The sequence below is a fragment of the Streptomyces sp. NPDC087844 genome, from assembly GCF_044742785.1.
Classification (GTDB): Bacteria; Actinomycetota; Actinomycetes; order Streptomycetales; family Streptomycetaceae; genus Streptomyces.
The window spans coordinates 66,375-79,814 of the sequence record NZ_JBIUVD010000032.1 but is presented as its reverse complement, the minus strand read 5'-3'; the positions used below and the strand labels follow the sequence as shown (position 1 = coordinate 79,814).

The window sequence follows — 13,440 nt, the reverse complement described above, 5'->3', positions numbered from 1 at the left end:
CTCAAACGGCATAAGGCCGCAGTCCTGACCGACCGCGACCCTGTCCAACGCCTCGCACCACGACGCGAGTTGACCAGACGGATGCTGGCCGGATCGTGCGAACTGTGCGGACAGGCCGCGAAGATCCAGATCCACCAGATCCGCAGACTCGCCGACCTGGACCGGCTCGGGCAGACGCAGCCTGACTGGGCCGTCCTCATGGCAAAGAAACGGCGCAAGACCCTCATGGTCTGTCCGCCCTGCCACGAGGACATCCACGACGGCCACGAAACCGCAGTTCACGAACATCACTGGAGAGCCCGTTGCGGTTAACGCCGCACGACGGGTTCGGGAGGGGGCCGTTGGGAAAAGGAGCAGCTCCGCTGCCACCTCGCCCGACGGCCCACCTCACGGTCTCCCACGCGCCACGAGAACCGGGGCGGCTGTAACCGTCCGGTGAGGCCGTGAGTCACCAGCCGGGACAGCGGGCCAACCAATTCAAGGCCCTGCAGAGCCGCCCACCGGCAGTAGGCATGCAGAACGCCCCCTGGCGGATGGCAGATTTCCTTGTGTCTTCCGCGCACCATCGCTCGGATGATGCCCTCAACGGTGAAGCAGGCCAGTTGTGTGCTGCCGCTGAGGAGCCCCTGTTGGTGACCCTTTGCGTGAGGCAAGGCAGCGTGTCTTCTTCTTGCGCTGTGGAGTGAAGTGCGTGGCGCGTCGGACAGGTTGCCACTCACGCCACGCGGCACGTGATCTCTCCACCGGTGTGCGCCGGCGATCGCATCACAGCCGGGCGCGCGCCAGGAGAACCGGCAGCACCTCTGGCTTCACCTTCTGCACTGACCTCACCTGGCCGAGTCCCAGATCCTCCCGGCTCACCGGGTTACGGTGAAGAGCCTCGGTTGCCTCCGGCAACAGGGTCACCTCGACCCGGTAGGAGAAGGTGGGGTCATCAGGGTCGTCGTAAGGTTCCCCAGCGATTTCGGCGACCGCTGCGACCGCCGCCTCCGGTTGGCTGAAGAAGAACCACAGACGGTCACCCGGGTTCATGCGGTTGCGCAGGCTGAGCCACAGGTCGAGTTCGGGGTCCGCGCGGGCGAGGCGACGGACTGTCTCCTTGTCCGAGGGATCGCGCTTCACTCCGCAGTTCGGCTTTCTGAGGACAGCACAGTCGAGCGTACACAGAAATACGCACTCCCCACCTGGGCGGCAGCAAGGGCGGCAGCGCCGCGAAGCAGCGACCACAGCCATGTAGAACAAGTAGTACAGTGGACGGATGAGTGACAGCGCGGAGGTCCCGCTGAGGGAGCTCAACCAGCAGACATCGCGTGTCCTGGCCCGCGTGGCGGCCGGGGAGACGGTGACCATCACCAAGGACGGCGTCCCGATAGGAGACATCGTGCCCCGCGGTGCACTGACGGGCCGACCCGCGTACCCGTTCCGCACCGACCCCATGGGCGACCTGGACATCCCGGACCTGGGCGGTCCCGTGCTCGACGACGAGGAGATCGGGGCGACACTACGGGGCATGGGCGAAGACGCGGGTGGAGGGACCGATGACTGACATCCCGGTCGCCATCGCCGACACGAACGCCCTGTACCGACTGTTCACACCGAAGGATCCCCGCCACTCCGCTCACCGGGAAGCTCTCGCACGAACGGGGCACCTCGTGGTCTCACCCATGGTGCTCACCGAACTGGACTACCTGCTGACCTCACGAGTCGGCGCCCAGGCCGCCATGAACGCTCTGGATTTCATCACCGGGCAGGCAGAGGTCCGCCGGTTCGGGATTCCCGACACCGCACCGCACCTGCGCAGTGCCATGGCGGTGATGCGCGGGTACGTCGACGCGGACGGCGGTGCGGGAGTGGGTCTGGCGGACGCGATGAACGTTGCCCTGGCGGCAGCCTTCCAGACAGCCGACATCTTCACGACGGACAGCCACTTCCGCATGATGCGACCACTGACCGGACAGCCCTCCTTCCGGCTGCTCCCCGACGACCTCTGACAGCCGATCGAGCGACGAGGCGGTGTGGGCCACGGCTTTTCCGGCCCACAACCTTCCTGGTCGCCACTCAACACGTGACTCGTGGGCGAGTTGTGCGCTATGGCCCTCCTGTTCAGCTTCGGGTACTGGGCGGCGAGGCGCGCCTCGACCACCGTCGTCCGGTCTGTGAGCACCAGAGCGACGCTGCGGCCGACCAGTGCCTCGCCCTCCGCTTCGGTTCCCTGTTCGGCGGCTGCTCTCGCGGCCTGCTGGGCGGTGCCGGTCCGTGCGGTCCCCCTCACGGATGAAGCCGAGCATCCAGGAACCCTTGCAGGCGCGCGTCCTAGCCTGCCGGACGGTGCAGATGGTCCGCGCGGTCAGCCCCGTCGAGCATGTGCCTCCGCAGGCTGGCTGAGCAGTCGTCGCCCCTCCTTGACGTAGGGAGGGTGCAGATCCGCGTGCGGCCGACCTCCTGGCCGGGTCGGCGCCACGCGCGACCACTTCGTGGCTGACGAGGCGCAGGACCTGTACCCCGCTCAGTGCCTTGTCCTGCGCGCCGCGGTGGCACCCGGCAGCGACGACCTGTTCATCACGGGCGATTCGCGCCGGCGCATCTACGACTCGAAGGTGCCGCTCGGCTCCCTGGGTGTCTCGGTGACCGGCCGCACCCACCGTCTGCGCGTCAACTACCGCTCCACGGAACAGATCCCCGGCTGGTCGATCAGGTTGCTCAGTGTGGTGGCGGTCGAGGCGTACGACAAGCTGACCGCAGCCGGGATCCCGGTCGTCCAGGTCAGGGACAACTCGGGATCCGGCGCGAACGGGGTGCGGCTCGCCACCATGCATGCCGTGAAGGGGCTTCAAGTGCCGCTGCGTCGGCGTCCTGGGTGTGACGGCGAGCGCGGTGTCGTTCATCCGCGAGCTGACACCGGCCCCCGTGGACACGCTGCGGCACGACTCGGATCTGCTGCGGTAGAGGTGTCTGCTGTTCGTGGCGTGCACGCGGGCGCGCGAGGCGTTGGCTGTTACGTGGAGCGGGTCGGCCAGTTCGTTCGTGCCGCGACCGAGTCTGCGTACGGGGCGGGCGACATGGCGCCGGCCGTCGGTTCTCCGGAGTGAGCGCGCCGTTGCCCAGCCCGTCCCTTGCCAGGGTCGCCGCGTCCCGGCTCAGCTCCGCCACCCTCCGCGCTCACTCCTCGAACTCCTGCAGCGCGCGGAAGGCTGCCCCGTACCGCCGTTGCTCAGTGATGTCCGTCCCCGGGATGCGGGCGCCCTTGCCGTCGGGACGGAAGGTACCGCTGGTGCTGGTGGAGCGCCGGGCGTTGGCCGCGCTGCGCAGGAGGCCCTGAAGGTGGTCGATGTCGAGCTGGTCACTGATCGAGACAGGTTCCGGATCGCCGTACTCGACCAGCCCCGCACGCGCGAGATCGGCGACGCCGACGGTGGGTCCGTCCGGAGAACCGGGGCTGTCACCCGCGGCCAGCACCAGCAGCACCAGCAGCAGCTCCACCAACAGCCGCACCTGTCCGGTCAGTTCCCATCGCAAGGTCTGGTGCTCAGCCTCGTAGTCGCGAGGGGAATCCTCGACATGACGGCCAGGTGTGAGGTCCACGGCGTCGTCGAGCAGATCGATCAACGATACTTCCGCCGTCTGTTGGGGTCGGCGTTCCCGTTCCAGGCATGCGCGTCGTCGGCGTTCCCATTTTCCGCGTTCATGTTCTCGGCCAGCCCCTTCACGAGGGCCCGGCCCCCGTGGCCGCCCGGCTTGGCGAACTGCGTCCGGTACAGCTGCGCGTACCGGCCGCCCGCGGCCAACAGCTCGTCGTGCGTGCCGCGTTCGACGATGTGGCCCGCCTCGACCACGAGGATCAGGTCGGCGGCCCGTACCGTCGACAGCCGGTGGGCGATGACGACGGCGGTGCGTCCCTCCAGCGCTTCGGCGAGGGCCGCCTGGACAGCGGCCTCCGAGGTGTTGTCCAGGTGGGCGGTGGCCTCGTCGAGGACGACCACGCGCTGGCGGGCGAGGAGCAGCCGGGCGATGGTCATGCGCTGGCGTTCGCCGCCGGAGAGCCGGTAGCCGCGCTCGCCGACCACCGTGTCGAGGCCGTCGGGCAGGGAACGTACGAGGTCTTCGAGGCGGGCCCGGCGCAGTACGTCCCACAGGTCGTCCTCGGCGGCACCGGGCCGGGCGAGGAGGAGGTTGGCGCGGACCGATTCGTGGAAGAGGTGGCCGTCCTGGGTGACCATGCCGAGGGTCGCCCGGATCGACTCGGCGCTCAGGTCGCGCACGTCCACGCCGCCGATGCGTACGGAGCCCCCGTCGGCGTCGTACAGCCGGGGCAGCAGTGCGGCGACGGTGGACTTGCCCGCGCCGGACGAGCCGACGAGGGCGACGGTCTGGCCGGGTTCGGCGCGGAAGGAGATGCCGTGCAGGACCTCGGCGCCACCCCGGGTGTCGAGCGCGGCGACCTCCTCCAGGGAGGCGAGGGAGACCTTGTCGGCGGACGGGTACGCGAAACGGACGTCGGTGAACTCGACGGAGGCCGCTCCCTCGGGCACCGCGCGGGCGTCCGGCTTCTCCTCGATCAGCGGCTTCAGGTCGAGCACCTCGAAGACGCGCTCGAAGCTGACGAGCGCGCTCATGACCTCGACGCGCGCCCCGGCGAGCGAGGTGAGCGGCGCGTACAGGCGGGTCAGCAGCAGGGCCAGCGAGACGACGGCGCCCGGCTCCAGGCTGCCGCGCAGGGCGTACCAGCCGCCGAGGCCGTAGACCAGCGCGAGGGCCAGGGCGGAGACGAGGGTGAGGGCGGTGATGAACACGGTCTGCGCCATGGCCGTGCGTACCCCGATGTCCCGGACGCGGCGGGCGCGGGCCGCGAACTCCGCGGACTCCTCGGCGGGCCGGCCGAAGAGTTTGATCAGGGTGGCGCCGGGCGCGGAGAAGCGTTCGGTCATCCGTGTGCCCATGGCGGCGTTGAGGTCGGCGGCCTCGCGCTGGAGTTTCGCCATGCGCCTGCCCACCCGGCGGGCGGGCACCACGAACACCGGGAGCAGCACGAGCGCCAGCAGGGTGATCTGCCAGGACAGGGTGAGCATCACGGCGAGTGTGAGGAGCAGGGTCACGACATTGCTCACCACTCCGGACAGCGTGTTGCTGAAGGCGCGCTGGGCGCCGATCACGTCGTTGTTGAGTCGACTGACGAGCGCGCCCGTACGAGTGCGTGTGAAGAACGCGACCGGCATGCGCTGCACATGATCGAACACGGCTGTCCGCAGATCGACGATGAGTCCCTCGCCCAGCGTCGCGGAGAACCAGCGGCTCACCAGGCCGAGCGCCGCCTCGGCGAGCGCGATCACCGCGATGAGCAGGGCGAGTCGTACGACCGTCGCCTCGTCCCCGTCGGCCACGATCGCGTCCACCACACGTCCGGCGAGGACCGGCGTCGCCACGGCGAGCAGCGCCGTCGCCACGCTGAGCACCACGAACTGGGCGATCCGGCGCCGGTGCGGGCGGGCGAATCCGGCGATGCGTCGGAGGGTGGCGCGGGCGAAGGGGCGGCGCTCCCGCTGGGCGTTCATGACGCTGTACAACTGCGTCCAGGCTGTCGTCTCCATACTCATGGGAACGACCGTAGAACCTCAAGCAACCTTGAGGTCAAGGGAATGCCGATGACACTCACCGAACCGAAACCCCTCTCCGCCGGGGCGGCTCCGGCCGAACCGGGCGGCGCGAGGCCGTGCGCAGCGTGTCAGCCCTTGGCCCCGTGTCCGCAACCCCACGTTGGTGCGGCGCGGAAAGCCTTGCGCGATGTGACGGTCGAACGGCTCCCCCAGAGCCTCCCCAGACGCCTTCCGGTCCGGCAGATCCTCTGCCTGCTCCCGCTCGCCCTCGTGGTCGTGGTCGGGGTCCAGCACCGGTCCGTGCTCGCGGAGGGCTTCGGCCATCTCGCCTCGGCGAAGTGGCCCTGGCTGCTGGCCGCGGCCGCCGCGACCTGTCTGACGTGGGTGGCGGCCGCCGTCACCCGGCAGGGCGCCCTGGTCCAGCGGCTGCCCAAGCGGCGACTGCTGGCGACGCAGTTCGCGGCGGGCGCGGCCAACCACCTCCTGCCGACGGGGCTGGGCGCGAGTGCCGTCAATCTGCGGTTCATGACGGTGTGCGGGGTTCCGCCGGCCCGTTCGGCGTCCGCGCTCGCGCTCTATCTGCTGGCCGAGTCCGTCGCCCGAGTCGCTCTGCTGCTGGCCCTGCTGATCGCCTTCCCGGACGCGCTGAGGGTCGGCGGGCTGCTCCCGGACGGCGCGATGGGCCCGTTGCTGCTCACCGTCGGCGGGGCGGTGCTCGTCGCGGTGACGGTTCTGCTGCTCGTACGGCGGGTGCGAACCATCGTGTTCTCCTTCCTGCGCACCGCGCTGGACGAGGCCCGGTCGGTGCACACCCGGCCCGTTCGCGCGCTGGCTCTGTGGGGCGGCTCGTTCTCGTTCCCCGTCTGCCAGGCGGCGGGGCTGGCCGCGGTCGGCCAGGCACTGGGGCTGCCGGTGCCCGCGCTGCACATCGCGGTCGCCTACTTGGCGGCCACGGTCGCCGTCGCGCTGGTACCGACGCCGGGCGGGATCGGCTCGGTGGAGGCGGCGCTGATCGTGGCGCTGGTCGCGGCGGGCGGGCCCGCCGCGACGGCGACGGCGGTGGTGCTCGCCTACCGCATCATCACGGTGTGGCTCCCCCTGCTCCCGGGGGCACTCACGCTGGGCGCGCTGGTGCGACTGAAGATGATCTGAACGGGCAACTGGGGTCCGGCCCCGGCGGGAGCCGGGCGCCACGGATCGTTCAATGACTCCTGAGGCGCGTGTGGCGATGCATCCAGGCCAACTTGGCACCTGGCCCGGCCAGGCCCAGCCGTCGGCCCGCCGGGGCGGACCGCAAGGCGGACTCGGCTCCCGTACCGGCCGGATGGGGCGTCAACAAGCCCACAGATGTACCGAGTTGGCGGCGTTGTCCGTGGGAGATGGCCTGACCTGTGCGGCTGCGCCGTGAAGCATCCGTGCGCATGTAGCAAGATGAGCCAGTCCCGCCGGTCGACGCCATGTCATGACCGACGGGCCGGCACATCCCGGAATCGAGCAGCAGGTGGCAACAAGGTGACGACACACATAACGGGCGTACGCCCTCTCCCCCGTACGACGGGAGGCAGTCGGTGAACCGAGACCTGACCGTGCACGACTGGGTCGTGGCGGGCGTCTGGCTGATCGCCGGGCTCGTGGCGACCGTCCTGCTCCGCTTTCTCCTGCGCTGGCTGGGCAAGCACGCGACCCGTACCCGGTGGACCGGCGACGACGTCCTCGTCGACGCGCTGCGCGCGCTGGTGCCGGTCGCGGCGATCACGGCCGGAGTGGCCGCCGCGGCGGCGGCGCTGCCGCTGACCGGCAAGGTCAACCACACCGTCAACCAGATCCTGACGGTCCTGATCATGCTCGCCGCCACCATCACCGCGGCACGCGTGATCGCCGGCCTGGTGCGGGCCGTCACCCAGTCCCGGTCCGGTGTCGCCGGATCGGCCTCGATCTTCGTCAACATCACCCGGGTCGTCGTCCTGGCCATCGGCTGCCTGGTCGTCCTGCAGACCCTGGGCATATCGATAGCCCCGCTGCTCACGGCCCTGGGCGTCGGTGGTCTCGCGGTCGCGCTGGCCCTCCAGGACACCCTCGCCAACCTCTTCGCGGGTATCCACATCCTCGCCTCGAAGACGATCCAGCCCGGCGACTACATCCGCCTCACCAGCGGAGAGGAGGGGTATGTCGTCGACATCAACTGGCGCAACACGGTCGTACGCAACCTCTCCAACAACCTGGTCATCATCCCGAACGCCCAGCTGTCCAGCACCAACATGACCAACTACAGCCGGCCGGAACAGGAAATGACCCTGATGGTGCAGGTCGGCGTCGGTTACGACAGCGACCTGGAGCACGTGGAGCGCGTCACCTCCGAGGTCGTGGTCGAGGTCATGACGGAGATCGAGGGCGCCATGCCCGAGCACGAACCCGCCATCCGCTTCCACACGTTCGGGGACTCGCGGATCAGCTTCACGGTGATCCTGGGCGTCGGTGAGTTCAGCGACCAGTACCGGATCAAGCACGAGTTCATCAAGCGGCTGCACAAGCGGTACCGCCTCGAAGGCATCCGCATCCCCTCTCCCGCGCGCACGGTCGCCCTCCAGCAGAACGGCGTGGCGATCCCCCCGCAGCGCGACGGTTCCCTGTCCCTCCCGTAGAACGAAGGGAGGACAGCCGAAGAGGGAGCAGAGACGAGAGGGCGGGGTACGCAGCCATGACGGTGCTCGGGGTCGACATCGGTACGTCCAGCAGCAAGGGCGTGCTGGTCGACGAGAACGGAACGGTCCTCGCGACGGCCGTGCGGCCGCACACGGTCGACCGGCCACGCCCCGGGCACGTCGAGACAGACGCCCGGGTGTGGTGGGACGAGTTCGCCTCCCTCGCCCGGGAGTTGCTGAAGTCCTCGTCCGACGGCGAGTCCGTCACCGCGGTCGGCGTCAGCGGGATGGGCCCGTGCGTCGCGCTCACCGACGCGACGGACACCCCGCTGCGTCCGGCGATCCTGTACGGCGTCGACACCCGAGCCACCGAGCAGATCGCGCGCCTGGAGGCCGAGTTGGGCCGTGACGCCGTACTGCGGCGCTGCGGCTCCCTGCTGTCCACCCAGGCCGTGGGCCCCAAGATCGCCTGGCTGGCGGAACACGAGCCGGAGACGGTCGCGCGGGCCCGGCGCCTCTACATGCCCAGCTCGTACCTGGTCCGCCGGCTCACCGGGGCCTACACGCTCGACCACCACTCGGCGAGCCAGGCCGTCCCGCTCTACGACTCCGTCGCCCAGGAGTGGTACGAACCGTGGACGCGGCACATCGCACCGTGGCTGGAACTGCCCCGCCTGCTGTGGCCCGGGGACATCGCCGGGCGGGTGACGGCCGAGGCCGCGGGCGCCACCGGTCTGCCCGTCGGCCTCCCCGTGATCACCGGGACGGTCGACGCCTGGTCGGAGGCGCTGAGCGTCGGGGCACAGGACACCGGTGACCTCATGCTCATGTACGGCAGCACCATGTTCCTGATCCACACCCTGGCCGACCGTCTCCTGGTGCCCGAGCTGTGGAGCACCGTGGGAGCCCTGCCCGGCACCCGCAGCCTCGCGGGCGGCATGGCCACGTCCGGCGTGATCACGGACTGGCTGCGGGAGTTGTCCGGAGCGCCCGACCACGCGACCCTGCTCGCCGAGGCCGAGGCGTCCGGACCGGGCGCGCGGGGGCTGCTGATGCTCCCCTACTTCGCGGGAGAGCGGACGCCGGTGGCCGATCCGTACGCACGGGGTGTGATCGCCGGGCTGACGGTGGAGCACACCCGCGGCGACCTCTACCGTGCCGCCCTGGAGGCGACGGCCTTCGGTGTCCGGCACAACGTCGAGGCGATGCGCGCGGCCGGAGCCGACGTCCGCCGTGTCGTCGCCGTGGGCGGCGGCACCCGCGGCGGACTGTGGACCGGGATCGTCTCCTCGGTGACCGGCCTGGAGCAGGAGGTCAGGACCGTGTCGCTCGGCGCGAGTTACGGCGCCGCGTTCCTGGCCGCCGCCTCGGTCGGCGCCCCGCGCATCGACACGTGGAACCCGGTGCGCGAGCGGATTGCTCCCGATCCGCTCCTGCGCGCCCGCTACGACGAGCTGTACGCCCTGTACCTGCAGCTGTATCCGGCGACGCGGGACATCTCCCACGCGCTGGCCGGGCACCAACGGGACGCCCACGGCTGAGCGTCCCGCACGGCGGCCCTCCCTGTGGGCTCAGTGGGCGGTGACCAGGCCCTGGGGCGTGTCGCTCCCCGTCGTCCGCTTCGCACCGCGCAGCGCGGCGATGCCGATGAAGACCATCGACGACAGGCCCGCGATCGCGAAGGCGGTGAAGCCCCAGTCGCCGTTCCCGGCGGCGAGCAGCTGGCCGCCGAGCCAGGGCCCGAACACGGCGCCGAAGCGGCCCATGCCGGAGGTCCAGCCGACGGCGGTGGCGCGGCTGTCGGGGGTGGAGCGGATCGACACCGTCGCGTAGATCATGACCTGCGCGCTGTTGAGGAACACACCGGTGAGGAAGACGACCGCGAAGGTGAGCGCCAGCGGCATGTGGACGCTGAGCAGGAACACCCCGGCGGCGGTCAGCGCGAACCAGACCGACGAGATGCGCGGGGCGCCGAAGCGGTCCGCGGCCCGTCCGGCGACCAGCATGCCCACGATGCCGCCGAGGTTGAAGAGGACGACGAAGGTCAGGGCCGAGCCCAGTTCGTAACCCTGGCCGCGCATCAGCGTGGGCAGCCAGGTGGCGACTCCGTAGACCAGCAGCAGACCGCCGAAGGAGGCCAGCCAGTACAGCAGGGTCTGGGTCCACTCGCCGCCCCGGAACAGGTTGGCGAGGGCGTTCCAGCGCTCGCCCGCGGCCTTCTTCTCGGTCTCGGCGGGCAGTTCGACCTCGAAGCGGCCGGCCAGTACGCGGGCCTCCTCGGTGCGGCCCTTGGCGACGAGGAAGCTCAGCGACTCGGGCATGAACTTCGCGAGCGCCGGGACGAAGAGCAGCGGGACCACACAGACCCAGAAGGCGGCGCGCCAGCCGAGGGGCTCCACGATCCACAGGGCCACATAGGCGGAGAGGATGCCGCCCGCGTGGTGGGCGGTCATCAGCATGCCGATGGTGAGGGCGGCGCGGCCGCGCGGGGCGTAGTCGGAGACCATGCTGATCGCGGTGGGCAGCAGCCCGCCGAGGCCGACGCCGGCGAGGGTCCGGCCGAGACCGAAGACCGCCACGCTGCCCGACATGGCGCACAGGCCGGAGGCCAGTGAGAAGAGCGTGACGCAGGCGACCATCAGCTTCTTGCGGCCCACCCGGTCGGCGATCGTCCCCGCGGTCAGCGCGCCGACCAGCATGCCGAAGGTGGCGTAGCTGCCGAGGTCGCCGGCCATGTCCGGGGTGATGCCGAGGGACTTCTCGGCCAGCATGTGCGGCAGCACGGAGCCGTAGATGAACATGTCGAGGCCGTCGAAGAGCACGGCCAGCCAGCACAGGCCCAGGACCAGCAGGGCCATTCTGCTGCCGCGTGCGGACAGCGCGAAGGAGGAAGAGGAGGGGGACATCGTTGTTCCTCTCGTCCAGGAGCCGGGCGCCTGGAGGGGATTCGGGAGGTGGGCCGCGCGATCCGTACGACTGACGGCTGTCGACTGACGACTGACGGCTGACCCGGTGATGCGCCTGACGCTAAGAATTCACTCCGGGATTGTCAACGTTTTCGTCAACAATCACAGGAACGGACGGAGCGGGAAGGGGTGGGGTGCCGTGCGTGTGGAAGGACTCGATGGTCTTCAGGCCCCAGGCCTGGCCCTTCTTCCGCTCGTTCTCCGTCCAGGTGACCAGCGGCCAGTCGGGGGCCAGCACCAGACGGGTGAGCGGGTTGCACAGTTCGATCCGGTTGCCACCGGGCTCGTAGACGTACAGGAAGAACGTCTGCTGGATGGCGTGCTTGTGCGGGCCCGTCTCGATGAACACACCGGTGTCCAGGGCGAGATCGGCGGCCCGCAGGATGTCCTCACGGGTGTCCGTGGCGAACGCGATGTGGTGCAGGCGCCCGGTCGAGCCGGTCCAGTCCTCGGTGTACACGATGTCGTACGACTTGCTGCTGAAGGTCAGCCACTGGGCGGCGATCCTGCCGTCGTCGAGCTGGATCTGCTCGGTCGGGCGGGCGCCGAGCACCTCGTGGACGAAACCGCCGTTCGACGCGACGTTCGCGGCGAGGAAGTTGACGTGGTCCAGGCGGCGTACGCCCACTCCTTGCCCGGGCTTGGCCTGCGGCTGGTTCTTCAGGCCTGGCTTCAGCTCGTCCGGTGCCTGGTACCACTCGCTCTCCCAGTAGAGGGCGATCTCGTGGCCGTCGGGGTCGGTGGTGACGTACAGCGGGCCGATGCCCGGCTCGTCCTCGACCCAGCGGCCCGTGCGGCCGGCACCCTCGGCCTCCTTGACCCGCCGTCGCAGGGCCTCCTCGCTGGAGGCGCGCAGGGCGGTGCGGCGGATGCCGGATGTCTCGTGCGCCGTCAGGACGAGGCTGTGGTGCTCGTAGTCGTCCCAGGTCCGCAGGTAGACGGAGGTCCCGTCCGCCGAGCGGCCGTTCTCGGTCAGGCCGAGATAGTCGACGAAGAACCGGACGCTGGCGTCCAGGTCGGGGGTGAGCAGTTCGACGTGCCCGAGGTGGGCGATGTCGCCGAGCGGCGGGGCCATGAGGCCTCCTCAGGGGTGTTGTGCGGCGCGGGGGTGCTGTGCGGCTCAGGGGTGCTGTGCGGCTCAGGTGTTGTGCGACTCAGGTGTTGTGCGACTCAGGCAGGCCGGGGGAAGACCGTGCCGTCGAAGATCTTGCGTGCGGTGCGGACGACGGCGGTGCGCCGGGCGACCGGGAGGGCTCCAGCAAGGGATTGCGCGAGGGCCGTCTCGATGTCGAGGAAGCCGGTGGGGTGCTCGATGCGCATCCGGTCCCCGTGCTCCGGCACGCTCGCCACGCCCTCGCCGACACCGCCCTCGATACGCAGTCCCGCGGCGACGCTCGCCGCGCCCAGGACCCCGATCGAGGTGTGGCAGCGCACCGGTATGAAGGTGCGCGTCATGACCGCGCCGCCGTCCGACGGCGGCGCGAGCAGGCTGAGTTTGGGCACGGTGGTGTTCTCCACGTCGCCGAGCCCCATCAGTTTCCCGGCTTCCAGCCTGATCTCCCGGAGCCGTTCGGCGAGTTGCCGGTCCGCCTCCAGGTCGGCGGGCTCCTCGTAGCCGGTGACACCCAGCGAGGGTGCCGCGATCAGTACGGTCGGCATGCCGTTGTCCACACAGGTCACCGGGGTGCCGGCGACGATGTCACGCGCGTGGCCGGTCGGCAGCAGCGGACCGGTTCCCGGCCGGAACTCGATGACCACAGGAGCGGCCGACCCCGGTACACCGGAGATCTCGGCGGAGAGTTCCGCCGAGCCGGAGTAGTCGACGCTCCCGCCCGGAGTGGGGAACTCCGAGACGGCCAGGTCCCCGGTGTTCAGCATGCGGATCCGTACGGAGGTGCGGTCGCCGCCCGGGGCGACCAGACCGCGCTCCACGGCGAAGGGGCCCACGCCCGCGAGGAGGTTCCCGCAGTTCTGACGGTCACTCACCTCCGGCTTGTCGACGCCGACTTGGAGGAACAGGTAGTCGACGTCCGCCTCCGGATCCGCTGACACGGAGACCACCGCGACCTTGCTGGTCAGTGGATGCGCACCGCCCAGGCCGTCGATCTGCCGCGGGTCGGGGCTGCCCATGATCCGCAGCAACAGGGCGTCGCGCGGGGCGGGTTCGGCGGGCAGGTCCCCGGCGAGGAAGTAGGCGCCCTTGGAGGTGCCGCCGCGCATGAGCATGCAGCGCACCTCTTC

The 13,440-nt window shown here is 70.2% G+C and carries 11 protein-coding genes and 2 pseudogenes; 7 read left to right on the top strand and 6 right to left on the bottom strand.

What is annotated here, in order from left to right:
* Nucleotides 1-312 (top strand): annotated as a pseudogene (locus ACIOKD_RS39090) (hypothetical protein); the annotation flags it as partial.
* A gap of 453 nt (nt 313-765) precedes the next feature.
* Here the strand turns inward: ACIOKD_RS39090 and ACIOKD_RS39085 are convergent.
* Complete coding sequence (locus ACIOKD_RS39085) at nt 766-1,122, bottom strand: EVE domain-containing protein (RefSeq protein ID WP_402093034.1); 357 nt, start codon at nt 1,120-1,122, stop codon at nt 766-768.
* A 136-nt stretch (nt 1,123-1,258) separates the two neighbouring features.
* On the opposite strand from ACIOKD_RS39085, the gene ACIOKD_RS39080 reads away from it, so the two are divergent.
* The 3 genes and pseudogenes from ACIOKD_RS39080 to ACIOKD_RS39070 all read left to right on the top strand — a co-directional run.
* Nucleotides 1,259-1,546 (top strand): type II toxin-antitoxin system Phd/YefM family antitoxin, encoded by a 288-nt coding sequence (locus tag ACIOKD_RS39080; protein ID WP_402093033.1) that lies wholly within the window; start codon nt 1,259-1,261, stop codon nt 1,544-1,546.
* Nucleotides 1,539-1,991: a PIN domain-containing protein gene (locus tag ACIOKD_RS39075; protein WP_402093031.1), complete on the top strand. Its 453-nt coding sequence runs from the start codon at nt 1,539-1,541 to the stop codon at nt 1,989-1,991. The genes ACIOKD_RS39080 and ACIOKD_RS39075 overlap by 8 nt, the downstream gene beginning before the upstream one ends.
* 436 nt (nt 1,992-2,427) lie before the next feature.
* Nucleotides 2,428-3,033, top strand: a pseudogene (locus tag ACIOKD_RS39070) (DNA helicase UvrD); the annotation flags it as partial.
* A gap of 126 nt (nt 3,034-3,159) precedes the next feature.
* Here ACIOKD_RS39070 and ACIOKD_RS39065 read toward each other — a convergent pair.
* Both ACIOKD_RS39065 and ACIOKD_RS39060 read right to left on the bottom strand, forming a co-directional pair.
* Nucleotides 3,160-3,606, bottom strand: a complete 447-nt coding sequence (locus ACIOKD_RS39065; RefSeq protein ID WP_402093030.1) for a hypothetical protein — start codon at nt 3,604-3,606, stop codon at nt 3,160-3,162.
* Complete coding sequence (locus ACIOKD_RS39060) at nt 3,603-5,591, bottom strand: ABC transporter ATP-binding protein (protein ID WP_402093029.1); 1,989 nt, start codon at nt 5,589-5,591, stop codon at nt 3,603-3,605. The genes ACIOKD_RS39065 and ACIOKD_RS39060 overlap by 4 nt, the downstream gene beginning before the upstream one ends.
* Before the next feature lie 189 nt (nt 5,592-5,780).
* Here ACIOKD_RS39060 and ACIOKD_RS39055 point away from each other — a divergent pair, with 189 nt between their 5' ends.
* The 3 genes from ACIOKD_RS39055 to ACIOKD_RS39045 all read left to right on the top strand — a co-directional run bounded on the left by ACIOKD_RS39055 (nt 5,781) and on the right by ACIOKD_RS39045 (nt 9,774).
* Complete coding sequence (locus ACIOKD_RS39055) at nt 5,781-6,743, top strand: YbhN family protein (protein WP_402093028.1); 963 nt, start codon at nt 5,781-5,783, stop codon at nt 6,741-6,743.
* A gap of 416 nt (nt 6,744-7,159) precedes the next feature.
* Entirely contained in the window at nt 7,160-8,233 is a 1,074-nt protein-coding gene (locus ACIOKD_RS39050; RefSeq protein WP_402093027.1) for a mechanosensitive ion channel family protein, read from the top strand.
* 56 nt (nt 8,234-8,289) lie between these two features.
* Nucleotides 8,290-9,774, top strand: a complete 1,485-nt coding sequence (locus ACIOKD_RS39045; protein ID WP_402093026.1) for an FGGY-family carbohydrate kinase — start codon at nt 8,290-8,292, stop codon at nt 9,772-9,774.
* A 30-nt stretch (nt 9,775-9,804) separates the two neighbouring features.
* Here ACIOKD_RS39045 and ACIOKD_RS39040 read toward each other — a convergent pair whose 3' ends face one another.
* The 3 genes from ACIOKD_RS39040 to ACIOKD_RS39030 all read right to left on the bottom strand — a co-directional run bounded on the left by ACIOKD_RS39040 (nt 9,805) and on the right by ACIOKD_RS39030 (nt 13,425).
* Nucleotides 9,805-11,139 (bottom strand): MFS transporter, encoded by a 1,335-nt coding sequence (locus ACIOKD_RS39040; protein ID WP_402093025.1) that lies wholly within the window; start codon nt 11,137-11,139, stop codon nt 9,805-9,807.
* 121 nt (nt 11,140-11,260) lie between these two features.
* Nucleotides 11,261-12,274 carry a catechol 2,3-dioxygenase gene (locus tag ACIOKD_RS39035; protein WP_402093024.1) on the bottom strand — a complete coding sequence of 338 codons (1,014 nt, stop codon included), beginning with the start codon at nt 12,272-12,274 and terminating at the stop codon, nt 11,261-11,263.
* A 95-nt stretch (nt 12,275-12,369) separates the two neighbouring features.
* Nucleotides 12,370-13,425 (bottom strand): 4-oxalomesaconate tautomerase, encoded by a 1,056-nt coding sequence (locus ACIOKD_RS39030; protein WP_402093045.1) that lies wholly within the window; start codon nt 13,423-13,425, stop codon nt 12,370-12,372.
* Nucleotides 13,426-13,440: the final 15 nt, after the last annotated feature.